Below are 25246 nucleotides of genomic sequence, written 5' to 3' on the forward strand. Positions count from 1 at the left end.
GCCGGGCGGGCTGCTGCTGGTGGGCGCTGCGTTGATGGCGCACTCCCCTCAGGGGCGAAGGAGCGGAAGAAGCGGACGAGTGGGGGAAAACCAGGGAAAAGAGGGGGGAGAGGGGCCTGCGGCGGCCCCGTGGGGCTGCCGGGTGCGGCCCCCGGAGGCTACGGCTACGGCGTCTCCTTGACCTTCACCTGACCCTCGATGATCTTCTTCCGGGCCGCGTCGATCTGCGGCTGGATGTCCTTGATGAAACCGCCCGAGGTGGCGAGCGAGACGCCGCCGTGCTTCAGGTCGTAGGTGTGGATGCCGGTCAGCGGCTTGTGCTGCTCGCAGCTCTTGATGAGGTCGAAGACCGCCACGTCCACGTTCTTCACCACGGAGGTCAGGATGTGGTCCTTGTAGCGGGCCAGTCCCGGCTGCCGGTACTGGTCGGAGTCCACCCCGATCGCCCAGGCGCCCTTGACCTTGCTGATCGCCTCGATCGAGCCGGCGCCGGACTGGCCGGCGGCCGTGTAGATCACGTCGATGCCGCTGTCGAGCATGCCCTGAGCCTTGGCGTTGGCGGCGGCCGGGTCGTTGAAGCCCTTGTCGTTGTTGGGGTACAGGTACTGCGAGACGACCTTGGCCTTCGGGTCGGTGTCGCGCACGCCCTGCTCGAAGCCGGCCTGGAACTTCTGGATCAGCGCGTTGTTGACCCCGCCGATGAAGCCGACCTTGTGGGTCTTGCTCTTCAGCGCGGCCGCGACGCCGGCCAGGTACGACCCCTCGTGCTCGGCGAACACCATCGCGTCGACGTTCTTGCCGGTCGGCACCGCGTCGACCACGCCGAAGGTGGTGTCCGGGAAGTCCTTGGCGACGTTCTGCACGGACTGGCTGTAGGCGAAGCCCACCCCGATCACCGGGTTGTACCCGGCCTCGGCGAACGAGGTCAGCCGCTGCTCGCGGTCGGCCTCGGTCTCGCCGTTCTTCGCGGTGAGCATTTTGACGTTCACGCCCAGTTGCCGGCGGGCGTTCTCGGTACCGCGGGCGGCCGCCTCGTTGAACGAGTGATCGTCCCGCCCGCCGATGTCGAAGGCCAGCCCGACGCCCGCGTGTTTCGCGCGGTTGGCCTCGGCGAAACTCTGGCCGCAAGCGGTGGCGGTGAGCCCGAGACACGCGGTGGCGGTGGCCGCGGCGACAACCCTGATGACCCGACGCACGGGGCCTTCCCTTCGCTGTAAGCGCCCCCAGTGGCGCTGGCTTGTCGGGAGATTAACGCGCGTAGACCTGGCGCAAAACCCTCCATGGCGTCGCCGTTATCGATTCGTCTCTCACGACCTGCCCCGGCAACACGGCGGGCGGTCGGCGCAGGGCCGACCGCCCGGGGTGGTGGGATGTGGCGGGATCTTTACGGTCCGCGGGCCTCAGAGCAGCGCCGCCGCCGTGAACAGCTCGACCCCGACGGTGATCGCGTGCTCGTCGACGTCGAAGTCGCCGCGGTGCAGGTCGAGGCTGCTCAGCTCGCCGGGCGGACGGACGCCCAGCCGGGCCATGGCGCCCGGGACGTGTTCGAGGTACCAGGAGAAGTCCTCGCCGCCGAGGGACTGCTCGGTGCCCTCGACGGCCTCGGCACCGCGGCGGGCGGCCATCGCGTCGTGCAGCAGCTGGACGCTGTCCGCCTCGTTGACGACGGGCGGGACGCCGCGGACGTAGTCGATCTGGGACTTGGCGCCGTGCAGGGTGGCGACCTCGTCGATCGCCGCGTGGACGAGGTCCGGCGCCTGCCGCCAGGCGTTCAGGTCCAGGCAGCGGATGGTGCCGGCGAGCGCGGCGCGCTGCGGGATGACGTTGCAGGCGTGGCCGGTCTCCATCCGGCCCCAGGTGATCGCGAGGCCGGCTCGGGCGTCCACCCGGCGGGAGATCACCGCCGGGACGTCGATGGCGACCCGGGCGGCGGCGGTGACCATGTCCGTGGTCAGGTGCGGACGGGCGGTGTGGCCGCCGGGCCCTTCGAGGGTGATCTCCAGGCGGTCGCAGGCGGAGGTGATCGCGCCCGTGCGCAGGCCGATCCGGCCGGCGTCCACCCGGGGGTCGCAGTGCACGGCGAGGATCTGCCCGACGCCGTCCAGCACACCGCTCTCGACGGCCTCGGCGGCACCGCCGGGCAGGACCTCCTCGGCGGGCTGGAAGAGCAGCCGCACCGGCCGGGGCAGCCGGCCCGCCCGGTCCAGCTCGGCCAGGACCAGGCCGGCGCCGAGCACGACGGTGGTGTGCACGTCGTGGCCGCAGGCATGGGCGCGACCGGGGACCGTGGAGGCGTAGTCGACGGTCTTGGTGTCGGGGATGGGGAGGGCGTCGATGTCCGCGCGGAGGGCGAGCCGCCCGCCCGCTGTGGTGCCGTCGTCCGTACCGATGTCACAGATGAGGCCGGTGCCGGTGCTGAGGGCCCGCGGGCGGAGCCCGGCCTTCTCCAGTCGGTCCTTGATCGCCGCGGTGGTCCGGAACTCCTGGTTGCCGAGCTCCGGGTGCATGTGCAAGTCGCGGCGGAACGTGATGAGTTCGGCGCGTAGTGCCTCGGAGAGCGTGCCGGGCAGGGCGGAGGCGTGCGGAACGTCGGCGGCGCGAGACATCAGTTGGTTCACCCGTTGAAGGTTACGGGGCCGAACGGGGCAACTGTCCCTCGATCAACAAAAGTTCAGCCCGTCAGGGGAAGAAATTTTAGGCAGCCGGGTGCATGGACGGTTTTTGGTACGGGTATGAAGGAGGGCTTTATCAGGGCCTCATCAGGGCTTCATCACTCACCGTCAGGTTCGGTCAGGTCCTCCCTCGCAAACGGGTGGGGGCACCTCCCGCTTGCGGGGGAGCGCCCCCATCCCGGGCAGTCGCCGTACGTCCTGGGCGGTGCCGGTGACGTCGTCGAGGAACCCCTGGGCGCGCGGGGAGGCGTGCGCGGTGAGCCAGGCGGGGTCGATGTCGCAGACCGCGACCTGGACTCCGGTTCCCTGGAGGGCCAGTGGCAGGGTGTGGACGACGGTGGAGGGGAAGCTGAGGACCAGCCGGCCCACCGGGCCGCGGCGCGCGATCAGTTCCAGGGGGAGGTCGGGGCGGACCACCTCCAGCCCGGTCTCGGTGGCCAGGCGGTGGAGCTTGCCGGTGCGTTCCCGGCGGTGGGCGAAGTAGCGGGTGGCGCCGTGCGCACGGGCCAGGTCGGCGACCGCGGCCAGGTAGCGGTCGGTGTCGACGACGCCGGTCTCCACCAGCGAGGTGCCGACGATGTCGGCGGTGCGGGTCAGGCGGGGCGGGCCGAAGCGGCCGCGGGTCCAGGCGAAGTCGTTGGCGGTGACCGCCATGCCCTCGGGCGCCTGGACCGGCATGGAGCTGAAGAGGGCGACGGTGCGGCGGCGCCGGGCGCCCTCGGGGCCGGGGGTCAGACGGCGGCGGGCCGCGGCGGCGAACGGTGCGAAGACCAGGTCGCGGGGGCCGCGCCCGGAGCCGTGCCGGTGCCAGCGCACCAGCCTTTCGCCGCGGGCGAGTTGGCCGATGAACTCCATGGTGGCGGTGCCGTCGTCGACCACGACCAGGTCGCGGGCCCGGGTGAGGCCGAGGAGCAGTTGGACGTAGCGGGAGAAGGGGTCGCCGAGGACGATCCGGCCGGCCCGGCGGAGCAGCGGGGTGAGACCGCCGATGGTGCGCAGCGGGGCGGTGGTGCCGCCGCGGGCCTCCTCCCAGCGGACGGTGTGGCCCTCGTCGCGGGCGAGTTCGACCATCCGGCGCAGCTGACCGCGGGTCATCGGGTCGTGCGGGGCGAGCACCACGACGGTGAGCGCGGCGGGCTGGTCGGCGCCGACCCGGGTGTGCGCCCATTCGAGGACGTTCAGCAGCTGGACCGGGCTCTCGACGAAGGCGAGGGTGCCGGTGTCCGCACCGGCGGTGTCCGCAGAGGCCGTGGTCATGTCGTCACCGGTGGGTTCGGTCCGCTTGCGCTGCCGGGGGACGCCGAGGAGACGGCGGGTGGGAGTCCCCGCCGTCTCCTCGGGCGGGACCTCGGCGCCGGCGGCGCAGGTCCCTTCGGGTGAGCTCACGTGGCGAACTCCTGTCGGCGTGGGGCCGGTCAGACGGCGGCCGGCTCGCGGTCGGCGGCCTCGGCGGCCTCCTCCTCGGCGACCACGCCGGCGACCCGGCGCAGCTTCTTCATCGGGCCGAGCTCGCTCTCGTAGACCTTCTTGACGCCGTCGCCGAGGGACTCCTCGATGGTGCGGATGTCGCGGACCAGGCGGGTCAGGCCCTGCGGCTCGACGGAGGCGGCCTGGTCGGAGCCCCACATGGCACGGTCGAGGGTGATGTGCCGCTCGACGAAGGTGGCGCCGAGGGCGACCGCGGCGAGGGTGGTCTGCAGGCCGGTCTCGTGGCCGCTGTAGCCGATCGGCACGTTGGGGTACTCGGCCTGGAGGGTGTGGATCATGCGGAGGTTGAGCTCTTCGGCCTTGGCCGGGTAGGTGCTGGTGGCGTGGCAGAGGACGATGTTGTCGCTGCCCAGAACCTCGACGGCGTGCCGGATCTGCTTGGGGGTGGACATCCCGGTGGAGAGGATGACGGCGCGGCCGGTGGCGCGCAGGGCGCGCAGCAGCTCGTCGTCGGTGAGCGAGGCGGAGGCCACCTTGTAGCAGGGCACGTCGAACTTCTCCAGGAAGGCGACGGACTCGACGTCCCAGGGGGAGGCGAACCACGCGATGCCGCGCTTCCTGGAGTACTCGTCGATGGCGCGGTAGCCGTCCTCGTCGAACTCCACGCGGTGGCGGTAGTCGATGTAGGTCATCCGGCCCCAGGGGGTGTCGCGCTCGATGTCCCACTGATCGCGCGGGGTGCAGATCTCGGGGGTCCGCTTCTGGAACTTGACCGCGTCGCAGCCGGCGTCCGCGGCGGCGTCGATCAGCGCGAAGGCGTTCTCCAGGTCGCCGTTGTGGTTGATGCCGATCTCGCCGGTGACGTAGACGGGGCGGCCGGGGCCGACCAGGCGGTCGCCGAGGGAGCGGAGGCGGGCGTTGCTGCTCATGGGAGGTTCCTTCGTTCTGTTCGGGGAGGTGCTTCGGGGGTGGTGGCTGGGGGCGGTGGTTCGGGGGCGGTGTCGGGGGTGCGGGCGGGACGGGTGCCTGTAACGGCGTTACAGGGACGGGCCGAGGAGCCAGCCGGCGATCTCGCGGATGGCGCCGCTGCCGCCGGGGGTGGCGGTGACCGCGCGGGCCGCGCCGCGCACCACGTCGTGGGCGGAGGCGACCGCCACCGGCCAGCCGACGAGGTCGAAGCAGGGCAGGTCGTTGACGTCGTTGCCGACGTAGAGCACCCGCTCGGGGGTGACACCGGACTCCTCGCACCACTGTTTGAGGGCGACGTCCTTGCGGTCGATGCCGTGCAGGACGGGCACCTTCAGCTTCCGCGCGCGGGCGGCGACCACCGGGTTCTGCTCGGTGGAGAGGATCAGCAGCTTCAGCCCGGAGCGGCGGAGCGCGGCGATCCCCAGGCCGTCGCCGCGGTGCACGGCGACGGTCTCCCGGCCCTCGGCGTCGACCAGCACCCGGTCGTCGGTCTGGGTGCCGTCGAAGTCGAGGACGACGGCGTCGATGTCGTCGCTCGTCGGGAGGGCGCCGGGGCGCGGAGCGTCCAGCAGCGGGGCCAGGGCGCGGGCCCGGGCCAGGTCGTGCGGGTCGTCGATCTCCAGCACCCGGGCCGGGTCGGTGCGGACCAGCTCGGTGCGGCCGAAGAAGCGGTGGCCGCTGGTGCGGAAGCCGGCCGCGTCCATGGCGTAGGCGGCGCCGGTCTCCAGCAGGTCCTGCGGGCGGTCCTGGCGGCGCGGCCGGAAGGACTTGTCGTGGTTGACGCCGTGGCCGCCGCCGTCGGGGTCGGCCGCCTCCTGGGGAGCGGCGCCCGCAGCGTCCTTCGCGGTCTCGGCGTCCCGCCAGACGAAGCCGTGGAAGGGGGCGACGGTCAGCGCGCTGTCCGCGCCGCCCTCGACGACCGCCGCGGCCACCGCGTCGATGTCCTCGCTGACCAGGAACGGGCTGGTGCACTGGACGAGCAGCACCGCGTCGACCCGGCGGCCCTGTTCGGCCTCGTAGGTGTCCATGGCGTGTCGGACCGCGGCCTCGCTGGTGGCGGTGTCGCCGGCGATCTCGCCGGGCCGGCGTATGACCATCGCTCCGGCGCCGCGCGCGGCGGCGGCGATCCCGGCGTCGTCGGTGGAGACGACCACGTCGGTGACGAGCCGGGCGGCGCGGCACTCGCGGACCGCGCGGGCCACCAGGGGCACGCCCCCGACGGCGGCGAGGTTCTTGGCGGGGACGCCCTTGGAGCCGCCGCGGGCGGGGATGACGGCCACAACGGTGGGGGGCATGGGGCTCTCCTCGGTCGAGTGGGGGCCGAACGCGGTTCCTGGTCGTGCGTCGCTCACAGCTGCCCCCAGCGGCGGATGGCGGGGGCGACGCGCTGGACGCCGTGCCGGTAGGCGCCCCGGGCGGCCTCGCGGACCGTGTCGCGGGCGAACTGCCGTAGCCCGCCGGTCTCCTGGGGCGCGTCGGGGTACCCGGCGAGCGGTGCGCCCTGCGCGTCCAGGCCGTAGCGGGCGAGGATGCCGGGCAGATAGCCGGGGGCGGTGCGGGGCGTGTAGTACGGGGTGAGCGGCGGCAGGTGGTCGGCGGCGACCAGCTCGGCGACCCGGTCGCGGGCGGCGTCGAAGGCGTGCTCGTACGCCCCTCCCCCGGTCTCGGGGGCCGGCGGGACCGCCGGGGCGACACCTTGGCGGGCCAGCCAGTCGGGGTCGGGCTCCGGGCGGTGGCCGGCGTCGAGTTCGTCCCAGGAGGCCAGACAGCCGGAGCCGAGGAAGTGGTGGTTGCCGAGCGCCTCGCGGATACCGAGGTCGGTGAGGACCGCGGTGGGGATGCCGCGGTGCAGCGACTCCAGGGCGGCGGTGGAACTGACCGTGACCATCAGGTCGGTGCGGTCCAGGACCTCGCCCATGTTGCCGTACACCAGGCGGCAGTTGGCGGGCAGTCCGCCGGGGACCTTGGCGGCGAGCTTCTGGTAGGGAAGTTCCTCGATGTGCGTGGTGTGCTCGCCGGGCCTGCTGCGGAGCTTGATCAGCACCTCGCGGTCGGGGTGCCGGCGGGCGTGCTCAACTGCCCGGCGCAGCAGGTACGTTCGCCCCTCGCGGTGCTCCGGGACGGAGGGCTGGGCGGCGAACACCACCGTGTACGGGGTGTGCGGGGCCTCGTAGGGGGCGCCGCCGAGGAAGGGCAGGGCGCACTCCACCACACTGTCGTCCGGCGCGCCCACGCCACGGTAGACCGCGCGGAACCGGTCCGCGTCGTGGCGGGAGTTGGCGAGCACCACGTCCGCGCCGTGCCGCAGCAGCAGGCCGTCGGCGAGCTTCTCGTAGACCACGCCGACATAGCCGGTGACGACGACGGGGCGGCGCCCGCCGGCCCGCCAGGCGTGCCCGAGGCCGTGCAGCATCGCCTGGACGGCGCCGCCGACGCAGGCCAGCACCAGCACGTCGTGGCGGGTGCGGTCCGCCGCCTCCGGGCCGCGCTCCATCAGTTCGAGGAAGTCCACTCCCCTGATCTCCCGCAGCGAGTCCGCGCGGGCTCCGACCTCGCCGAGCTGGCGGACGGTGGGGGTGGCGCGACCGCGGAGCAGGTAGCCGTCGAGCCGGGCGTCCGGCTGGAGTCGGCGCGCGGTCAGGGCGCCCCACTTCCACCGGGTGTCCGAGTCGGCGAGCACCGCGACCCGCGGCGCCGAATGGGTAGGTGATGGCACGTCGAAGACGCTAGAAAGGCGCGACGGGCGGCGGACCAACTGAGGAGCAACAACGGGTTAACAGCCGACCGACGAACACCGAACCCACCCGGATACCGTCCGGTCACCGAACTGGTTAACCATCCCGCCATTCTTCGTTCACCGCCAAGTACGCACCGCGTCAAGACGAATGCCGGGCGCCGCACCTAACGTCATGGGGGTGGTCAAGCTCTCCGTCGTCGTGCCGTTCTACAACGTGCAGACATACGCGCCCGATACTCTGAAAAGCCTCGCGGCGAACTCCCGTGAGGATTTCGAATTCCTGCTCGTCGACGACTGTTCACGCGACGAGACGCCGGAGATCCTCGCGCGCGCCGCGACGGACCTCCCGGGCGCCCGGGTGCTGCGACACGAGAAGAACGGCGGCCTGGCCACCGCCCGCAACACCGGTCTGGACGCGGCCCGCGGCGAGTACCTCGCCTTCCTCGACGGGGACGACTGGCTGGCCCCCGGCTATCTCCCCGAACTCCTCTCCGTCATCGAGGAGTTGGGGTGCGACTTCGTGCGGACGGACCACGTCCAGTGCACCGCCAAGGCGCGCACCGTGCACCGGGTCCCGCACGGCCGGCGGGGGGTGGTGATGGATCCGCGGAGCGTGATCCTGCCCGCCGACCGCTCCACCTCGGTCGACTACGCCTACGCCTGGGCCGGGATCTACCACCGCCGGCTGCTCGACGACGGCCTGCTGCACTTCACCGACGGGCTGCGCACCGCGGAGGACCGGCCGTGGATCTGGCGGCTGCACCGCGAGGCGAAATCCATGGCGGTGACCGGTCTGCTGGGGGTTTTCTACCGGCGTGGAGTGGCGTCCTCATTGACCCAGATCGGCGATGTCCGGCAATTGGACTTCATCCGCGCTTTCGATCAGGTGATCGAGGAAACGGCACGGGACCCCGAGGCGCATCTGCTGCTGCCGAAGGCGGTGCGCACCTATTGCGCGATCATTTCCCATCATCTCGGTTCGATCGAACGATTCGAGCCGGCGGTCGCCCGTAAATTGCGGGTGATGAGCGCCGCGGCCATGAAACGCATGCCGCAGGACGTACTGAAGGAAGCCCTGGATTCCATGGATGTACAGCGCGCGTCCCGGCTGCGACGGCTGCGCCGCCGCCCCTCCGCCACGGCGGAGGTCGCCGCCTGATGCCTGCCCGGCCCCGTACCCAGATCTTTCTGGCGTCCACGCTCTACGGCGCGGCGACCCTGGCCGCCGCCCTGGACGCCGACCTGTTCCCCCCGGCCGACCGCCGACTGCTGCTGATCAGCAACAACGCGACGACCCCGGAGACCACCCCGGCCCTGGACGCCATGCCCGGCTTCGCGTCGTTGCGCGGCCGCTTCGACCGCCTGCTGTCCTGGAATGAGACGATCCGCCCGTTCCACCCCGGCGGCTGGTCCCCGCGCCCCAACGACGTGCCGCTGTGGGAACGCCATCTGCGGCTGCTGTGGGGGCTGGGGGACGACCAGGTCGAGCTGGTCGTGGAGTCGATCCAGGTCAACCCGGCCATGGCGCTGGCCCAGTTGTTCCCCGACGCCCCCGTGGACGTCTACGCCGACGGGCTGATGAGCTACGGCCCCACCCGCAACAAGCTCGACCCGCTGGTCGGCACCCGGATCGGCCGACTGCTCCACCTGGACCTGGTGCCGGGCCTGAAGCCGCTGCTGCTGACCGAGTTCGGGGTGGAGCCGGTGATCGTGCCGACCGACGCCTTCACCAAGGTGCTGACCGAACTCGCCGACGACGGCGAGGCGTCGGGCGACCTGTCCGGCGTCCCCGAGGGGGCGGCGCTGCTGCTCGGCCAGTACCTCTCCGCCCTCTCCATCCTCACCCCGCAGGAGGAAGAGGAACTGCACGTCCGGATGGTGCGCGGGGCGGTCGAGCGGGGCCACCGCGAGATCGTCTTCAAGCCGCACCCGTCGGCGCCGGCCCGCTGGTCGCACCTGCTGGAGCGGGAGGCCGAGAAGCTGGGGATCTCGCTGACCGTGCTGGACCGGCCGGTGCTCGCCGAGGTCCTCTACCAGCGGGTCCGGCCCGCGCTGGTGGCCGGGTGCTTCTCCACCGCACTGTTCACCGCGTCCGCCTTCTACGACCTGCCGGTCGCCCGGACCGGCACCGGGCTGCTGCTGGAGCGGCTGACGCCGTACGAGAACAGCAACCGGGTGCCGGTGACGCTGGTGGACGCGCTGGTGCCGGACCTCGCCGACCGGGGCGCGGCGCCGCGCGCCACCGCCACCCCGCAGGACGTCGGCCCGCTGGTCACCGCCGTCGGCTATGCGATGCAGCACCAGATCTACCCGCACCTGCGCCGGGCCGCCGAACGCTACCTGGCCGCCCATCTGGACCCGCACACCCAGCGCTACTTCAAGCGCCGCCGGCTCACCGTGCTGGCACTGCCCGGCGCGCTGCCGTCCCAGCTGTCGTTCATCCCGCGCAACGCCGCGGTCCGCCGGGTGGCGCGCCGGGCCCGGGCCGTGCAGCGCCGACTGAGGAAGCGGACCGCCGCCTGATGACCACCACCTCTCCGCCGCCCGGGGCGCCCCCGGTGTCGTCCGACCGCACCGCGGGCGGCGCGCCGGGCGCCGGGCCGGCCGCCGCCCGGGACACCGCGACGCCGGGCCGCGACCGGGCCGGCGGCGCCGCCCGGCTGCGCGCCCTGGACGGGTTGCGCCTGGTCGCCGCCCTGATGGTCGCCGCGTACCACTACGGCGGCCGGAACGGCGATATCTCCCGGGCCTGGGGCGGCTCCCCGACGCACCAGTTCCCGTACCTCTCCAACGCGTTCGCGTACGGCTGCCTGGGCGTCCAGATCTTCTTCGTGATCAGCGGCTTCGTCATCTGCCTCAGCGGCTGGGGCCGGACCCTGCGCTCCTTCGTCGCGAGCCGTGTCTCCCGCCTCTATCCCGCCTACTGGGCGGCGATCCTCCTCGTCACCGCCGTCTTCGCGCTCCCCTGGGTCGCCTTCAAGGCGCTCGCGCCCAGCGAGGTGCTGACGAACCTCACCATGCTCCAGTACCCGTTGGGCGTGCACCGGGTCCTCGGCGTCTGCTGGACCCTCTGGGCCGAGATGCGCTTCTACGCCCTCTTCGCGCTGTGCGTGGTGCTGCCGGGCGCCACCCGCGGCCGGGTGGTCCTGTTCTGCGCCGGCTGGACGCTGGCCGCCGCGCTGGCCCAGTCCTCCCACGAGCCGTTCCTCACCACCGTGCTGATGCCCCAGTACGCCCCGTTCTTCATCGGCGGCGTGGGGCTGTACCTGCTGCACCGGTTCGGCCGTCGGGACCCGGTCGCCTGGACGATCGTGCTGGTCAGCTGGCTGATCGGACAGCATTACGCGGTCGCCGGACTGTGGCACGCACCGTCCGTGCACGCCTTCTCCTACCGCTCGACGACCGTCATCATCGCCATCGTGACCCTCGGGTTCGCCGCGGTCGCCGCCGTCGCCCTGGGCGCGTTCCGCTGGGCCGACTGGCGCTGGCTGACCGTCGCCGGGGCGCTGACCTACCCGTTCTACCTCGTCCACGAGCATCTGGGCTGGGTCGTGATAGGCGCACTGCACCGCGGCGCCGGGCTGCCCTCGTACGCCACGCTCCTGTTGACCGTCGGGCTGATGCTGCTGCTCGCGTGGGTGCTCCACCGCTGGGTCGAGCGCCCGCTGACCCCGCGCCTGCGCCGGGCGATCGACCCGCGGCGCTAGCGTCCCACCGCGGGGCCACCCCTGCGCTCCTCTCTTCCCCTCAACTCCCCAGCCGCTTGAGGTGGTTGGCCTCGATGCCGGCCACGATGATCTGCAGCCCGGCCTCGAACGCCTCCTCGACGTCACCGAAGAGCGTCCGGCCGGCCCGCGCAGCGAGCGGGTACGTCTTGCCCAGCCGGCGCTCGCGCTCGCCCTGGTCGTAGGAGGGATCGCGGACTTCCGGGTGCGCGGGGTCGGGGTGCACCGACTGCTCCTCGATGACCAGCCCGACCGTGTAGTTGTACGCGGTCCACCAGGCGCGGGACGCCTCGGGCAGGGTGTAGCCGGCCGCGACGAAGTGGCTGAGGAAGAGCTCCATCGGGGCCGCGAAGGTGTCGTCCGTCATCCGGGTGCCGCTGACGACCTTGCCGCCGTCGCGGTAACGGAGCAGTTCGCGGCGGAGCACGACACAGGTCTGGTGGAGCATCTCCCGCCAGGACGGCCACCGGCCGTCCGCCCCGGGCCCGCCCTCCGGCATGGTGGCCCGGAACAGCCGCCGGAAGATCTCGGTGGCCATCTCGTCCAGCAGTTCCTGCTTGTTCTTGAAGTGCCAGTAGAGCGCCGGGGCCTGGACGCCGAGCTCCTTGGCGATCCGCCGCAGGGTCAGCCCATCCAGCCCGCTCTCGTTCAGCAGCCGCAGGGCGGTCTCCACCACCACGTCCCGGTCGATACGCGAAACCATGTTGACAACTTAACACCGTTAAAGGCAGTCTCCTAAGCATGGCACTTAACAGCGTTAAGGAAACCCTCGCCAACGCCGCCACGGACGCCTTCGAGGCCACCGCCCCGGACCCCATCGCGCCACCCGTCGAGGTCCTGATCTCCGGCGCCGGCCCGACCGGCCTCGCGCTCGGCATCGACCTCGCCCGCCGGGGCGTGACCGCCCTGCTCGTCGAGCGGCAGCCCACGCTCTCCCGCGGCGCCCGCGGCACCGGCATCCAGCCGCGCACCCAGGAGGTCTACGACGACCTCGGCGTGCTCCACGCCGCGCGGGCCGCCGGCGGCATCTACCCGCCCGTGGCGCTGTGGGAGGACGGCCGGATCGCCCACAGCCACCAGATGATCGAACGGGTCGCCCCGACCCCGTCCACGCCCCACTCCGAGGCCCTGATGCTCCCCCAGTGGCGCAACGTCGAGCTGCTCCACGACCGCCTCGGGGAACTGGGCGGCAGCGTCCAACTGGCCGCCGAACTCACCGACTTCACCCAGGACCCGGACGGCGTCACCGCCCACCTCACCGGCCCCGACACCGTCCGTCGCACCGTCCGCGCCCGCTACCTCGTCGCCTGCGACGGCGGCGGCAGCACCATCCGCAAGCAGCTCGCCGTCCCCATGAGCGGCCCCGAGCTGGCCCCCGGCCACGCCGTCCTCGCCGACGTCCGCCTCGACGGCCTCGACCGGGACCACTGGCACCGCTGGACGCTGCCGACCGGCGGCTTCCTCACCCTCCTCCCGCTGGCCGGCACGGACGACTTCCAGATGCTCGCCGCCGCGGCCTCCGACGAGCCGGACACCTCCCCCGAGGCGGTCCGCGGCCTGATCGCCGAGCACACCCACCTCACCCGCGACCACGTCCGCGAGGTGCTGTGGACCTCGCTCTACCGCCCCAAGGCGGGCATGGCCGACGCCTACCGCCACGGCCGGGTCTTCCTGGCCGGCGACGCCGCGCACATCCACTCCCCGGCCGGCGGCCAGGGCCTGAACACCAGCGTCCAGGACGGCTACAACCTCGGCTGGAAGCTCGGCCAGGTGCTCCGCCACGGCGCACCCGACGCCCTCCTGGACACCTACGAGGCCGAGCGCCGCCCGATCGCCGCCCGCATCCTGGAGACCAGCACCCGCCTGCACCGCTCCGGCAGCCTCCGCCGCGGCCGCGACCTGCACCAACTCGACGTCGGCTACCGGGAAAGCCCGCTCTCCCGCGAACTGCGCACCGCCCTCCCCGACGGCGCCCTCACCGCCGGCGACCGCGCCCCCGACGCGCCCTGCACCATCGCCGACGGCACCCCCACCCACCTCTTCGACGTCTTCCGCGGCCCCCACTTCACCGTGCTCGCCCTCGACGCCCCGGACCTCGACCCCGCCCCCCTCACCAGGGCCGCCGGCTCCACCCCCGTCCGTACCGTCCGCACCGCCGGCCCCGCCCCCGACCTCCTCGACCCCGACGGCCACCTGCACGCCGCCTACGGCACCACCCCGACCGTCTTCCTCATCCGCCCCGACGGCTACGTGGCGGTGGCGGCACCGCCCGAGACCGCGCAGGCCGCGATCACGGAGGCACTGGAGACGCACTTCGGCACGGCCCCGGTCGCGGTCTGAGGCAGGCCGGACCACACCGCCCGCGACGCCGGTTCGGGGCCCGCCTCTTCCCCTGCGACCAGGAGAGGACGGGCCCCGGTGTCCCTCACCGCGCGCGCGACCCCTGCGCGGCGCCCTTCAGGGCAGCGCCCGGGACGCTCCCCGCCGCCTCGGCGTCCTCGGCGAGACCACCGGCCAACTGGAGCAGCCGAACACCCCGGCTCTCCGAGACCCGGTGGACCCTGGCCAGATGAGCAGTCAACTCGACGGCCAGCAGGTGGATTTCACCGGGTGTCCAACACCGTCCGGCGAGGATGTCACCGGCTTCCTCGATGAACTCGGCCGCCGCGTCCATGTGCTCCGCCTCCACCCGGTCGGCGAGCCGGGAGACGTATCCGGTGCCGGTCCCGCCGAGGAGGTAGCACGGCTTCCCCTCCGGGCTGTTCCATGGCAACAGCCGCACGGTGTCCATGGGGTTCATCGCGCGGCCACCTCCGCGGCGTGGAACCGGCGGGGCCGACCCGCGTCGGGACCGCCGACCGGCAGCCACAGCGTCCGTCGGTGCCCGCACCGCCCGACGGGCACGCGGGAAGTCGCCGACGCCGGAGCATCGCAGCCCCGCACGGTAGTTCGCGCACCGACCGACCGATGGCGACCCCGCCCGGGCGACATCAGCCCCGGCAGTGGGACCAGTGATCTCGCGAGAACGTCGGTCATGTCGTCAACTCCTTGCCGTTTGATGGCCATGCCTCGGGCCGGGCGGACGGTCGCGGGGGTCCTGCACATGGCCCGTTGCGCCTTCGGAGAGCACCTTCGGGCGCGCTTCACGCCGGGCAGCTCGGTCCGGTCATGACCGTGCCCTTGTCCACTGCTCCGCCCGAGTGAACTAGTTCAGTATCCGAGTGGCCGAAGCACTTTCGCTACGGTTCCCGGTGCCCTAGTGTGCTGAGCTACTTCGGCGCTCAACTCACGTGAGGGGTAAGGGAGATGGCAGGTCCGAAAACATTCACGAAGATCGCGGATCACTTCCGGGAGCGGATCCTGTCGGGCGATCTGGAGCCGGGGGCGAAGCTGCCCACGAACCGGGAGATCTCGGGGCAGTGGCAGGTGGCCGCCGCCACGGTCTCCCGCGCCCTCCAGGCGCTCCAGGTGGAGGGGTACATCCGGACCACTCCACGGGGTACGTACGTCGCCGACGACCCGGTATGGACGCTTTCGGCTCGCGACCGGCTCGCCAGGGTGCAGCGCGTGAAATCGTTCCTCGCGGACGGCGAGACAAGCCGGGTCACGGCCGCTGAGCTGATCACCCCTCCCCTGTACGTCGCCGAGATCTTCGACCTGAATACGGGAGATCAGGTGGTGCGCCGGGAATGGCTGGCGGGTCGGGGCAAGACCCGGACGGTGTTCGCGGTGACGTGGTATCCGGCGCCGTTCGCCGCCCTCGTGCCCGACCTGCTGAACACCGCACCAGAACGTAATCACGGCTTGTCGGCAAAGGTGCTGGAGACCACGGGACGCACCGTCACGCACGCCAGGGACGACATGCACGCACGGGCTGCGGACGCGCGCGAGGCCAGCGCCCTGGGCCTCCCCGTGGGCTCTCCGATCCTGGCGGGTGCGCACCGCTGGTCGGACGCCGATGGCGTCATCGAGTATGGGGAATGGTGCCTGCCGCCCCGGTTCACGATCGGGTACGAGCACCAGCCCTGAAGACCATCGGGGCCGACACTGCACCTCAGCAGCATCACCCGTGCGACACGGCTGCAACTCGGCCTGAAACAGCAGCCGTAGGGCCGCGACGAAGCGGCAACGGGCCCCCGCCGACCGCAAGTTGAGGCAGTCGGCGAGGGCCCGTCCACGCATCGGCCCGTCGCGGCGTCCTAGACCACCAGCGACAGCAACAGCACCCCCACGATCCCGACGACCGAGATCAGCGTCTCCATCACCGACCAGGTCTTCAGGGTCTGGCCGACGTCCATGCCGAAGTACTCCTTGACCATCCAGAAGCCGGCGTCGTTGACGTGGCTGAAGAAGAGGGAGCCGGCGCCGATGGCGAGGACGAGGAGGGCGGCGTGGGTGGTGCTCATCTCCGCGGCGAGCGGGGCGACCAGGCCGGCCGCGGAGATGGTGGCGACCGTGGCGGAGCCGGTGGCGAGGCGGATGGCGACCGCGATCAGCCAGGCCAGCAGCAGCGCGGAGATGTTCCAGTGCCGGGAGATCTCCAGGATCATCTGGCCGATGCCGGAGTCCACCAGCGTCTGCTTGAAGCCGCCGCCCGCGCCGACGATCAGCAGCACCCCGGCGATCGGGCCGAGCGAGGACTCGACGGTGGAGGCGATCCGGCCGCGGGTGAAGCCGGCCGCCCGGCCGAGCGTGAACATCCCGACGACGACGGCGGTGAGCAGCGCGATCAGCGGCGAGCCGACGACGTCGAAGACCCGCTGGAGGGAGTCCTTGGGGTCGTCCACGACGACGTCCACCAGGGCCTTGGCCAGCATCATCACCACCGGCAGCAGCACGGTGGCGATGGTGATCCCGAAGCCGGGCCGCTTGTCCGGCCCGTCGGAGGCGTGCTGCGCCGGGGAGTCCGGGGTCTCCCGGGAGGAGAGCAGCATCTTCTCCGGCGGGGCGATGTCGACCCAGCAGGCCGCGTAACGGGAGAACAGCGGGCCGGCGATGATCGCCGTGGGTATGGCGATGACGACGCCCAGCGCCAGCGTGACGCCGAGGTTGGCCTTGACCGCGTCGATCGCGGCCAGCGGCCCCGGGTGTGGAGGGATCAGCCCGTGCATCACGGATAGTCCGGCCAGCGCCGGGATGCCGATGCGCATGAGGGAGAAGTTGCCGCGCTTGGCGACGAGGAGCACCACGGGAATCAGCAGCACGATGCCGACCTCGAAGAAGATCGGCAGTCCGACGACCCCGGCGATCAGCACCATCGCCCAGGGCATCGCCCGCTGTCCGGCCTTCGCCAGGATCGTGTCCACGATCCGGTCCGCGCCGCCGGAGTCGGCGAGCAGCTTGCCCAGGACGGCGCCCAGCGCGATCAGCACGCCGGTGCCCGCGACCGTCGTGCCCAGCCCGGTGGAGAAGCTGGCGATGGCTTTGTCGAGCGGGGCGCCGGCCACCGCGCCGAGCACCAGCGAGCCGATGATCAACGACAGGAAGGCGTGCAGCTTGAACTTGGTGATCAGCAGGACGATGACGGCGATACCCGCCAGGACGGCGATGCCCAGCTGTGCGTGACCGGCCGAGGTGATGGGCGCGGTCGCGTCCGCTGCGAGCATCTCGACGCTGAGATGTGGCACGGCGATTCCCTTGGTTGGAGAGGGGAGATCCCTTGGTTGGAGGGGGAGGGTGGCCGGGCCCCGTGGGGGAGACGGGGCCCGGCCGGCCCGGGTCCGGCCGGCGCGTTGGGGGGGGTTACGCGGCCGGAGCCGGGCGGCGCAGGGCGCTGACGGCCCGGTCGGCGATCTGCTCCGGGGTGCCGGAGACATCGACGGCCACGCCCGCCTCGTCCGCTCCGAGGGGTTCGAGCGTGGCGAACTGGGAGTCCAGCAGCGCGGTGGGCATGAAGTGGCCCTTGCGTTCGGCCATCCGCGCCTCGATGAGCGCGCGGTCGCCGGCGAGGTGGAGGAAGACCACGCCCGGCGCGGCGGCCCGCAGCCGGTCGCGGTAGGCGCGCTTGAGCGCGGAGCAGCTGACCACGCCGCCGTGGTCGGCGCGGCCGTGCGCCCAGGAGCCGATGGCGTCGAGCCAGGGGCCGCGGTCGGCGTCGTCCAGGGGGATGCCGGCCGACATCTTGGCGATGTTGGCCGGCGGGTGGAAGTCGTCGCCCTCGGCGTAGGGGACGTCGAGCGCGTCGGCCACCAGGGGACCGATCGTCGTCTTGCCGGTCCCGGCCACACCCATGACGACGATGACGTCGGCGCTGCCCATCCCGATTACCTCGATACCTCGTATGCAGGACATTGCGCGCCAGACCGCCGATACAGCCGTTATCGGCGCTATCGGTACGACGCTGTCCTCTTCGACCTCGTGCGCCCCCACTGAAACTCATTAGGTACGACGTATTCAAGCCCCTGTGACGCAAACGTCATACTTAATTGGCCGAGAGGCGGGACCGTAGGCTTGGCCCATGGAAGCGACCGGGAACGGGGAGAAGGGGCTGCACGCCCGCGTGCTGGAGTCCCTGGGGCCCGCGATCACCGCGGGCGACCACCCTCCGGGCACGGTCCTGCGCACCGATGAGCTGGCCGAGCGGTTCGACGTCTCGCGCACGGTGATCCGCGAGGCGATCCGGGTCCTGGAGTCCATGCACCTGGTCTCCTCCCGGCGCCGGGTCGGGGTGACCGTCCGCCCGACCGAGGAGTGGAACGTCTACGACCCGCGGGTGATCGGCTGGCGACTGGCCGGCCGGGACCGCCCCCGGCAGCTGCGGTCGCTGACCGTGCTGCGCTCGGCCGTCGAGCCGGTGGCGGCCGGTCTCGCCGCCCGCCACGCCACCCCCGCCCAGTGCGCCGAACTCACCGAGCACGCCATGGGCATGGTGGCCACCTCGCGCGGCCAGCAGCTCGACGCGTACCTCGTCCACGACATGGCGTTCCACCGGGTGGTGCTGACCTCCTCCGGCAACGAGATGTTCGCCCGGCTCGCGGAGGTCGTCGCGGCCGTCCTCACCGGCCGCACCCAGCACCATGTGATGTTCACCGACCCCGACCCGGCCGCGGTCACCCTGCACGTCCAGGTCGCCGAGGCGATCCGCACCGGGGACGCGGCCCGGGCGGAGGCCCTCACCCGGGAGATCACCACCGGCGCGATGGCCGAACTGGACGTGCTGGCGCCGTAGTCGATGCCGTCCCGGCACCCCGCGCGCCCGGGAGGCTGCGTCAGAACAGCGGCTGCTGGCCGGGCATCGGCGGCTCCTCGGGGTCGAAGAGCTTCTCCGCGGGCGCCATCATCGGCGCGGTCCGCCGCGATCCCGGGCAGGAGATCAGCTCGATCCCGGTCCGCCGCCCCGGCGGGTCGTGGCGGGCGTACCGGCCGCCGACCACGGCGATCTCTCGGGTGCAGATGGGACAGCGACGGCGGGGTGCGGACATGCCTCCAGTTTGACGGACGCGTTCCGGGCGCCACACCCGGCACCCGGCACGGCCTCAGAACGCGTCCGTCGGCACATACGTCCCCCACACCTCGCGCAGCGCGTCGGACACCTCGCCCAGCGTGGCCCGGGCGCGCAGCGCCTCCCGCATCGGGTAGAGCACGTTGTCCGGCCCCTCGGCGGCCTTGCGCAGCGCGCCGAGGGCCGCGGTGACCGCGCGGCCGTTGCGGCGGGCGCGCAGCCGGGCCAGCCGCTCGGCCTGCTGCGCCTCGATGGCGGGGTCCACCCGCAGCGGCTCGTAGGGCTCCTCCTCCTCGGTCCGGAAGCGGTTGACGCCGACCGCCACCCGCTCGCCGGCGTCGGTCTCCCGCGCGATCCGGTAGGCGTTGCGCTCGATCTCGTCCTTCTGGAAGCCCTGTTCGATGGCGGCGACCGCGCCGCCCAGGTCCTCCACCCGCCCCATCAGCGCCCGCGCGGCGTCCTCGACGGCGTCCGTCAGCGACTCCACGGCGTACGAACCGGCGAACGGATCGACGGTGGCGGTGACGTCCGTCTCGTGCGCCAGCACCTGCTGTGTGCGCAGGGCGAGCCGGGCCGCCTTCTCGGTCGGCAGCGCGATCGCCTCGTCGAAGGAGTTGGTGTGCAGCGACTGGGTCCCGCCGAGCACCGCGGCCAGCGCCTGCACGGTGACCCGGGCGAGGTTCACCTCCGGCTGCTGGGCGGTCAGCGCCACCCCCGCGGTCTGGGTGTGGAAGCGCAGCATCTGCGACTTGGGGTTCCGCGCCCCGAACCCGTCCCGCATCACCCGCGCCCAGATCCGCCGCGCGGCCCGGAACTTGGCGACCTCCTCCAGCAGCGTCGTGCGGGCGACGAAGAAGAACGACAGCCGGGGCGCGAAGTCGTCGACGTCCATGCCGGCGGCGAGCGCGGTGCGGACGTAGGCGATGCCGTTGGCCAGGGTGAAGGCGATCTCCTGGGCGGGCGAGGCGCCGGCCTCCGCCATGTGGTAGCCGGAGATGGAGATGGTGTTCCAGCGGGGGATCTCGGCCCGGCAGTAGCGGAAGATGTCCGCGGTCAGCCGCAGCGACGGCTGCGGCGGGTAGATGTACGTGCCCCGCGCGATGTACTCCTTCAGCACGTCGTTCTGCACCGTGCCGTTGAGCTGATGCCCCTTCACCTCCTGTTCCTCGCCCACGAGTTGGTACATCAGGAGCAGCAGCGCGGCCGGCGCGTTGATGGTCATCGACGTCGAGACCGTCCCCAGCGGGATCCCGCCGAACAGCACCTCCATGTCCTCGACGGAGTCGATCGCCACCCCGACCTTGCCCACCTCGCCCGCCGCGATCGGGGTGTCGGAGTCGTGCCCCATCTGCGTCGGCAGGTCGAACGCGACGGACAGCCCGGTGGTGCCGTGCTCGATCAGCCGCCGGTACCGCGCGTTGGACTCCCGCGCCGTGCCGAACCCGGCGTACTGCCGCATGGTCCAGGCCCGTCCGGTGTACATCGTCGGGTAGACCCCGCGTGTGTACGGGAAGGCGCCCGGCTCGCCCAGCCCGGCGTCCGGGTCCCATCCGGCCAGCGCCTCCGGCCCGTACACCGGCTCGATGGGCAGCCCGCTCTCGCTGTACCGCACCATGTCCGCTACGCCTCCAAACGAGTGAACAGTGCCGGTTTGCACCGCATGCACAGCATGCCTGGAGGTTCACCGCGGCGCAGCGTCGAGAAGGGGCCTGTCATACGGCGGATCCCGGGAGGCCAACACCGGCGGCACTGACAGCTCGGGCCGCCGATCCCCCACCCCCGCCCCCGCAAGCCGAAATCCGGCCGCAGACCACCGAGGGAATCTCTGACGGAAGCGAAAATTGAGCAACCCCCACCAACAGCAAACCCCCTCCGCGAAAGCGCGCGCCGGCTTAGGCGCAAAGAGGGGGGACGGCGCGGGCAGGGCCGGGGGAACGTGCCCCGCCCGCGCCATGTGCGCTGAGCCACGGGTACGGGGGGAACCCTGGCTCGTGCGCCGCCGATGACCAGTCGGCTCATTTCTTACTGCGTCACGGCGTCAAAAAACGTCACACCTGACCGGCGGGAAGGGTTCCGGTAGGAGTCGGCACGGCCGTGCTGGGGGTCGGTGCGGGGGTGCTGCTGGCGGGCGGCGCGCTCCGTGTGGGCGAGGCGGAGGGGGAAGAGTCGCCCTCCTCGTCGCCGCTGCCGCCGCCGTTGTGGCCGCCGCCGTTGCCGCCGTTCTCGCCCTGGCCGCCGCCCTGGCCGCCGCCCCCGCCATCGTTGTCACCCGAGCCGCCGCCCTGGCCGCCGTCGCCGAGGTACTGGCGGCAGAAGGCGTGCACCTTCTCCGCGCCGCCGGCGGTGGCCTCCAGTCGCCGCAGCGTGTCGCGGTCCATGTCGCCGCGCTTGCCGGCCTCGTAGTCCTTGCAGAGGGCCAGCAGCAGCTTCCGCTTCTGGTTCCGGCCGTCGCCGCCGCCCGGCAGCGGCTTGCCGTCGTTGCCGGAAGTGCCGGCGCCCGGAGTCCGGCTGCCCGGCGCCGGGTCGGTGCCGTGACTGCTGTCGGGGGTGGGGGTGGGACCGGGTACGGTGCTCCGCCCGCCGGGCGGGGTGGCCGGGATCCGGCCGGTCTCGCCGGTGGTGGCGGCGGGCTCCTCGCTCCCGAAGACGCTGGGCGACTCGGCCGCCGAGACGCTGGCCCCGGGCCGGGGCTCGCCGCCGCGGAACGGGGTGGGCAGCACACCGGTGCCGGCGGCGACCGCGATGCCGCCGATCGCGCAGACCGCGAGGGCGACCGCGAAGCCGCGTCTGAAGGGGCGGGCGAGCCCGGTGCGTTCGACGACGTGGTGGGTGCGGGTGGTGCGCGTGCCGGGCGCCGTCGCGCCGCGGGCGGCGGGACCGGGCCGGGCCTGCCGGAAGGCGGCCAGCGCGGCCTCCTCGCCGGGCGCCGCGGCGGTTTCGGGCAGGCCGGAGCCGGCCGCGGCGGCGGCCTTCAGCAGTTGTTCGAGTTCGCGTGCGCCGTCACCGACCTGGGAACCGGCCGGCTCACCACGCAGCAGTCGCTCCGCGGCGTCCTTGTCGAGCCAGCTATACCGGTCGTCGGCCATCACATGTCCTTCTGCGTTCGTGCGGCCGTTTCCGTCACACCTGGTACGTACGATTCCGCCACGCCGTTATGGCGTCTTCGGTCCTGTATGGGCAGCTCTCCCGCCATTCCACCACCCTTGCCGGAACCTCCGGACGGCCCCCCTGATTCCCCGTCGTCGTCCCCGCTGCCGTCGTCCGTGAGCAGTTCGGCCAGTTTCTTCAGGCCCCGGTGGGCGGCGGTGCGGACCGCGCCCGGCCGCTTGCCCAGGACCTGCGCCGCGCTCTTGGCGTCCAGTCCGACGACCACCCGCAGGGTCACCGCCTCGGCCTGGTCCTGCGGCAGTCGGCCTATCAGCCGGAAGGTGTGACCGGTGCCCAGCGCCTCCAGCGCCTCGCCCGCGGTGTCGGACGCCGCGGGGGTGTCGGTGAGTTCGGTCTCGTCGCCCCCGATGGCCGGCCGTCGGCCGCGCATCCGGATGTGGTCCAGCGCACGGTTGCGGGCGATCCGGGCGGTCCAGCCGCGGAAGCGGTCCGCGTCGCCGCTGAAGCGGACGAGGTCGCGGGTGATCTGGAGCCACGCCTCGGACGCCACGTCCTCGGCGTCCGCCTCGCCCACCAGGGTCCGGACGTACCCGAGCAGCCGGGGGTGTATGGCGCGGTAGACGAGCCGGAACGCGGTCTCGTCACCCTCCTGCGCCGCCTGCACGGCAACCGTCAGCCGTCCGTCGTCCGGCTGAATGTCGTCCCCTCGCACGGGTCCATCCTGTCGCACGCTGAATGTCCGCCGCCCGGTCCTTGCCGCTTTGCGCTGTCGCTGTTTCTTCGTGTGGTTCGTCGGTCGTCCGGTCCGCCGTGGTCGGCGCCCGACCGGTCCGGGTCGCCCCCGCGCCGTCCACCGGCCGTCCGGCCGTTCCTGCTGACCGTAACGGGTCAGACCGGGGTTCCGGCACCCGGGCCACCCCTTGGGGCGGACGACACATCGGTGCGCGGTGCCCGCGCGTTCCTCGAACTCCCCGGTAACCAGCCGTTCTTCCGGTCGCCGGGACGCCCCGACCGGTCCGCCGGTCGGCGCGTTCCGGCACGTTACGGGGCCTGCCGGGCCCGCGTCCAGGCCACTGGCCGTGCCGTCGCCCGTACCCCGTGTGACGCTTTCGGGACCGTTGGCGCTGTATCGATTAGGAGCCCGTCGCGGGCTCCTACGTGAGCGACGGCCGGGGCCTCTCCTGTGGGGGGTGGCGGCCCCGGCCGTCTCTCGTATCTCTCCCGCCCGGCCCTCAGAGCCGGTTCACCAGCGCCTTGAAGTCCGGCCAGGACAGCGCGGGGGTGCGCGGGTCCCAGGTCTTCTGCGCCAGCGCCGCGAGCGGCATCCTGATGCCGGCCGCGATCTGCTGCGCGGTCTGCGCCTGTGCGCGGTCGTTCCAGATCGCGAACCGGGCCCCGGGGATGCGGTCGGCCCCGGTCAGGCTCGCCGGTACGGACACCGGCGAGGTGTGGCGCAGCACCAGCGGGGTCCAGCTCTTGTAGATCCGCTCGCCGGTCGGGTACGTGAAGTTGTTGGGCTCGCCGAGCACGTAGTAGAGGTACTCGTCGTTGAGGTTGAGCACGGTGCGGCCCTCGCGGAGGAACTCGGCGGGGTCGCGGGCGCCGATCTCCTTGCCGGTCCAGTAGGCGACCGTGCGGTTCTTGTCCGCGGCCACCTTGCCGCCGGCGAAGAAGCCGTCGTTCCAGGCTTCGATCCGGGTCTTGCCGGCGGCCTGGACGGTCTTCTGCCGGTCGTTGAGCCAACCGGTCGCCAGGTCCTTGATGGTGGCGCCGGGGCCGTACTTGTCCTGCGCGGCCTTGGCGAGCTGCGGGTAGGACGCCTCGGGGTTCGAGGCCATCAGCACCTGGTACTCGTCGCCGCCAAGGTGCCAGTACGGGCCGGGGAAGAGCTGCGCGTACTCCTTCAGCAGCGAGTCGACGAGCTCGCCCGCCTGGGGCTTGGAGATGTCGATGGCGCCGCGGAGCACCTTGCCGGAGGCGTTGCGCAGTTGCAGGTCGGGGTAGTGGTCGAGGACGGCGCCGAGGTGGCCGGGCGAGTCGATCTCCGGGATGAGGGTGACGTGCAGGCTCTGCCCGACCTTGATCAGGTGGCGGACCTGGTCCTTGGTCAGGTGGTCCGCGGAGACGATGTCGGGGTGGCTGTCGCTCTGGATGCGGAAGCCCTGGTCGTCGGAGAAGTGCAGCTGGAGCTGGTTGAGCTTGAGGTCGGCGAGCTGCCGGATGCGGGCCTCGATCCAGTCCGCGGTGAACGACTTGCGGGCGTTGTCGAGCAGCATGCCGCGCTGGGGGCGGTCCGGACGGTCCTCGATGGTGCCCTCGGGGAGGCCGCCGGCGTTGCGGACGGCCTGCTTGACGGTCCGTGTGCCGTAGAAGACCCCGGCGTCGGTGGGGGCGGTGAGGGTGAGCCGGCCGCCGCGGGCGGCGAGGGTGTAGGACTCGTCGACGGTGCTGCCGGGCGCGTTGTCGGGCCCCTTGGCGCCGCCGCTGAGCTTCACCTCGACGTCGCCGGGCCGGACGTCCTGGTTTCCCCAGACCACGGCCAACCCGCCGAGATCTTTGGCCATAAGTTGCGCCTCATCGGCGACGGTGCTCTTCTCCCCGGCCGGTACCACGATCCGGGCGCCCTTGGTCGGTCGCCAGCCGATTCCGTTCGCCGGGCGGAAGTCCCGTACGGCCGGGACGATGTGTGGCGGACCGGTCACCTTGGCCCAGCTGGGGATGGGCGCGGCGGGGCTGGAGGAGCTGGGAGCAGCGCCGGGAGCCTGGGAATCGGCCCCTTGCGCGCAGCCGCCGAGCGCCAGCGCGCCGGCCAGCACCGGGACGGCCAGCAGTGCGCGGCGGGCCTCCGGGCCGGCGGCCCGACGGGCCGGAGGCGGGTCCTGAGGGGAGGCTGAGGACCGCGGGAAACGCGGCGGCCGCATCGGGTTCGACATCGTGCAATCCTCACTTTTCGGGGCGAAGGTATTGCCAGGGGGCGGAACAGGTCGTCCACCGAGCGCGCGAGAGCTCTCTCATCCGGGTGAAAATCGCGCATCCGTCGGACAGTGGCCGGCGGGCGTCGTTAGCGTGGCCTCGCCGTCGCTCACTCCGTTCCGGGGCGCGTGGACCGCCGGACAACCGCCGGGTGCCACCTCATGTGACGTATCACCACACCTGCCTCCACTTC

General features: G+C 72.4%; 21 protein-coding genes. 6 read left to right on the top strand and 15 right to left on the bottom strand.

Going from position 1 to position 25246, the window contains the following annotated elements; genetic code table 11:
- Nucleotides 1-164 precede the first annotated feature (164 nt).
- The 6 genes from SNOUR_RS16040 to SNOUR_RS16065 all read right to left on the bottom strand — a co-directional run bounded on the left by SNOUR_RS16040 (nt 165) and on the right by SNOUR_RS16065 (nt 7785).
- Complete coding sequence (locus SNOUR_RS16040) at nt 165-1196, bottom strand: BMP family lipoprotein (RefSeq protein WP_067347549.1); 1032 nt, start codon at nt 1194-1196, stop codon at nt 165-167.
- Nucleotides 1197-1400: 204 nt separating this feature from the next.
- Entirely contained in the window at nt 1401-2606 is a 1206-nt protein-coding gene (locus SNOUR_RS16045; protein ID WP_067347551.1) for an amidohydrolase, read from the bottom strand.
- A 174-nt stretch (nt 2607-2780) separates the two neighbouring features.
- Entirely contained in the window at nt 2781-3929 is a 1149-nt protein-coding gene (locus SNOUR_RS16050; protein WP_067358367.1) for a hypothetical protein, read from the bottom strand.
- A gap of 158 nt (nt 3930-4087) precedes the next feature.
- Entirely contained in the window at nt 4088-5029 is a 942-nt protein-coding gene (locus tag SNOUR_RS16055; protein WP_067347553.1) for an N-acetylneuraminate synthase family protein, read from the bottom strand.
- A gap of 108 nt (nt 5030-5137) precedes the next feature.
- A complete protein-coding gene (locus SNOUR_RS16060; protein ID WP_067347556.1) occupies nt 5138-6364 on the bottom strand; it encodes an acylneuraminate cytidylyltransferase in 1227 nt (408 codons plus the stop codon).
- 53 nt (nt 6365-6417) lie between these two features.
- Entirely contained in the window at nt 6418-7785 is a 1368-nt protein-coding gene (locus tag SNOUR_RS16065; RefSeq protein WP_067347559.1) for a DUF6716 putative glycosyltransferase, read from the bottom strand.
- Between the two features lie 199 nt (nt 7786-7984).
- Between SNOUR_RS16065 and SNOUR_RS16070 the strand changes: the two genes are divergently transcribed.
- The 3 genes from SNOUR_RS16070 to SNOUR_RS16080 are packed head-to-tail and all read left to right on the top strand — an operon-like array spanning nt 7985 to nt 11513.
- Complete coding sequence (locus SNOUR_RS16070; protein ID WP_067358368.1) at nt 7985-8965, top strand: glycosyltransferase family 2 protein; 981 nt, start codon at nt 7985-7987, stop codon at nt 8963-8965.
- Entirely contained in the window at nt 8965-10329 is a 1365-nt protein-coding gene (locus SNOUR_RS16075; RefSeq protein ID WP_067347561.1) for a polysialyltransferase family glycosyltransferase, read from the top strand. The genes SNOUR_RS16070 and SNOUR_RS16075 overlap by 1 nt, the downstream gene beginning before the upstream one ends.
- Nucleotides 10329-11513, top strand: a complete 1185-nt coding sequence (locus SNOUR_RS16080) for an acyltransferase family protein (protein ID WP_067347564.1) — start codon at nt 10329-10331, stop codon at nt 11511-11513. The genes SNOUR_RS16075 and SNOUR_RS16080 overlap by 1 nt, the downstream gene beginning before the upstream one ends.
- Before the next feature lie 40 nt (nt 11514-11553).
- Here SNOUR_RS16080 and SNOUR_RS16085 read toward each other — a convergent pair whose 3' ends face one another.
- Nucleotides 11554-12234 (bottom strand): TetR/AcrR family transcriptional regulator C-terminal domain-containing protein, encoded by a 681-nt coding sequence (locus SNOUR_RS16085; protein ID WP_067347567.1) that lies wholly within the window; start codon nt 12232-12234, stop codon nt 11554-11556.
- 38 nt (nt 12235-12272) lie between these two features.
- Between SNOUR_RS16085 and SNOUR_RS16090 the strand changes: the two genes are divergently transcribed.
- Nucleotides 12273-13871, top strand: a complete 1599-nt coding sequence (locus SNOUR_RS16090) for an FAD-dependent monooxygenase (protein ID WP_079142693.1) — start codon at nt 12273-12275, stop codon at nt 13869-13871.
- Between the two features lie 85 nt (nt 13872-13956).
- On the opposite strand, the gene SNOUR_RS16095 is transcribed toward SNOUR_RS16090, so the two are convergent.
- Nucleotides 13957-14331, bottom strand: a complete 375-nt coding sequence (locus tag SNOUR_RS16095) for a hypothetical protein (protein ID WP_067347569.1) — start codon at nt 14329-14331, stop codon at nt 13957-13959.
- Between the two features lie 506 nt (nt 14332-14837).
- Between SNOUR_RS16095 and SNOUR_RS16100 the strand changes: the two genes are divergently transcribed.
- Nucleotides 14838-15560 carry a GntR family transcriptional regulator gene (locus SNOUR_RS16100; RefSeq protein WP_067347571.1) on the top strand — a complete coding sequence of 241 codons (723 nt, stop codon included), beginning with the start codon at nt 14838-14840 and terminating at the stop codon, nt 15558-15560.
- A gap of 170 nt (nt 15561-15730) precedes the next feature.
- Here SNOUR_RS16100 and SNOUR_RS16105 read toward each other — a convergent pair whose 3' ends face one another.
- Nucleotides 15731-17158, bottom strand: coding sequence for a GntT/GntP/DsdX family permease (locus tag SNOUR_RS16105; RefSeq protein WP_099055697.1), 1428 nt, complete (start codon nt 17156-17158; stop codon nt 15731-15733).
- A 115-nt stretch (nt 17159-17273) separates the two neighbouring features.
- Nucleotides 17274-17789, bottom strand: a complete 516-nt coding sequence (locus tag SNOUR_RS16110; RefSeq protein ID WP_067347574.1) for a gluconokinase — start codon at nt 17787-17789, stop codon at nt 17274-17276.
- A gap of 199 nt (nt 17790-17988) precedes the next feature.
- Here SNOUR_RS16110 and SNOUR_RS16115 point away from each other — a divergent pair, with 199 nt between their 5' ends.
- Nucleotides 17989-18699, top strand: coding sequence for a FadR/GntR family transcriptional regulator (locus SNOUR_RS16115; protein ID WP_067347575.1), 711 nt, complete (start codon nt 17989-17991; stop codon nt 18697-18699).
- A gap of 40 nt (nt 18700-18739) precedes the next feature.
- Here the strand turns inward: SNOUR_RS16115 and SNOUR_RS16120 are convergent, their stop codons facing one another.
- From SNOUR_RS16120 to SNOUR_RS16140, 5 genes are all read right to left on the bottom strand, one after another.
- Nucleotides 18740-18952, bottom strand: coding sequence for a hypothetical protein (locus SNOUR_RS16120; RefSeq protein ID WP_067347577.1), 213 nt, complete (start codon nt 18950-18952; stop codon nt 18740-18742).
- A 54-nt stretch (nt 18953-19006) separates the two neighbouring features.
- Nucleotides 19007-20587, bottom strand: a complete 1581-nt coding sequence (locus tag SNOUR_RS16125; protein WP_067347580.1) for an acyl-CoA mutase large subunit family protein — start codon at nt 20585-20587, stop codon at nt 19007-19009.
- Between the two features lie 433 nt (nt 20588-21020).
- Entirely contained in the window at nt 21021-22058 is a 1038-nt protein-coding gene (locus SNOUR_RS44665; protein ID WP_067347582.1) for a hypothetical protein, read from the bottom strand.
- Nucleotides 22058-22792: an RNA polymerase sigma factor gene (locus tag SNOUR_RS16135; RefSeq protein WP_067347585.1), complete on the bottom strand. Its 735-nt coding sequence runs from the start codon at nt 22790-22792 to the stop codon at nt 22058-22060. The genes SNOUR_RS44665 and SNOUR_RS16135 overlap by 1 nt, the downstream gene beginning before the upstream one ends.
- 520 nt (nt 22793-23312) lie before the next feature.
- Nucleotides 23313-25013, bottom strand: coding sequence for a beta-N-acetylhexosaminidase (locus tag SNOUR_RS16140; protein WP_079142697.1), 1701 nt, complete (start codon nt 25011-25013; stop codon nt 23313-23315).
- Between the last annotated feature and the right edge of the window lie 233 nt (nt 25014-25246).

Source organism: Streptomyces noursei ATCC 11455 (genome assembly GCF_001704275.1).
GTDB lineage: Bacteria > Actinomycetota > Actinomycetes > Streptomycetales > Streptomycetaceae > Streptomyces > Streptomyces noursei.

Excerpts from the sequence above, each read along its gene's own strand:
- SNOUR_RS16050 (WP_067358367.1), bottom strand. The coding sequence starts at position 3,929 with ATGACCACGGCCTCTGCGGACACCGCCGGTGCGGACACCGGCACCCTC.
- SNOUR_RS16110 (WP_067347574.1), bottom strand. The coding sequence starts at position 17,789 with ATGGGCAGCGCCGACGTCATCGTCGTCATGGGTGTGGCCGGGACCGGC.
- SNOUR_RS16090 (WP_079142693.1), top strand. The coding sequence starts at position 12,273 with ATGGCACTTAACAGCGTTAAGGAAACCCTCGCCAACGCCGCCACGGAC.
- SNOUR_RS16115 (WP_067347575.1), top strand. The coding sequence starts at position 17,989 with ATGGAAGCGACCGGGAACGGGGAGAAGGGGCTGCACGCCCGCGTGCTG.
- SNOUR_RS16120 (WP_067347577.1), bottom strand. The coding sequence starts at position 18,952 with ATGTCCGCACCCCGCCGTCGCTGTCCCATCTGCACCCGAGAGATCGCC.
- SNOUR_RS16125 (WP_067347580.1), bottom strand. The coding sequence starts at position 20,587 with ATGGTGCGGTACAGCGAGAGCGGGCTGCCCATCGAGCCGGTGTACGGG.
- SNOUR_RS16095 (WP_067347569.1), bottom strand. The coding sequence starts at position 14,331 with ATGAACCCCATGGACACCGTGCGGCTGTTGCCATGGAACAGCCCGGAG.
- SNOUR_RS16080 (WP_067347564.1), top strand. The coding sequence starts at position 10,329 with ATGACCACCACCTCTCCGCCGCCCGGGGCGCCCCCGGTGTCGTCCGAC.
- SNOUR_RS16075 (WP_067347561.1), top strand. The coding sequence starts at position 8,965 with ATGCCTGCCCGGCCCCGTACCCAGATCTTTCTGGCGTCCACGCTCTAC.
- SNOUR_RS16055 (WP_067347553.1), bottom strand. The coding sequence starts at position 5,029 with ATGAGCAGCAACGCCCGCCTCCGCTCCCTCGGCGACCGCCTGGTCGGC.
- SNOUR_RS16045 (WP_067347551.1), bottom strand. The coding sequence starts at position 2,606 with ATGTCTCGCGCCGCCGACGTTCCGCACGCCTCCGCCCTGCCCGGCACG.
- SNOUR_RS16140 (WP_079142697.1), bottom strand. The coding sequence starts at position 25,013 with ATGTCGAACCCGATGCGGCCGCCGCGTTTCCCGCGGTCCTCAGCCTCC.
- SNOUR_RS16060 (WP_067347556.1), bottom strand. The coding sequence starts at position 6,364 with ATGCCCCCCACCGTTGTGGCCGTCATCCCCGCCCGCGGCGGCTCCAAG.
- SNOUR_RS16085 (WP_067347567.1), bottom strand. The coding sequence starts at position 12,234 with ATGGTTTCGCGTATCGACCGGGACGTGGTGGTGGAGACCGCCCTGCGG.
- SNOUR_RS44665 (WP_067347582.1), bottom strand. The coding sequence starts at position 22,058 with ATGGCCGACGACCGGTATAGCTGGCTCGACAAGGACGCCGCGGAGCGA.
- SNOUR_RS16100 (WP_067347571.1), top strand. The coding sequence starts at position 14,838 with ATGGCAGGTCCGAAAACATTCACGAAGATCGCGGATCACTTCCGGGAG.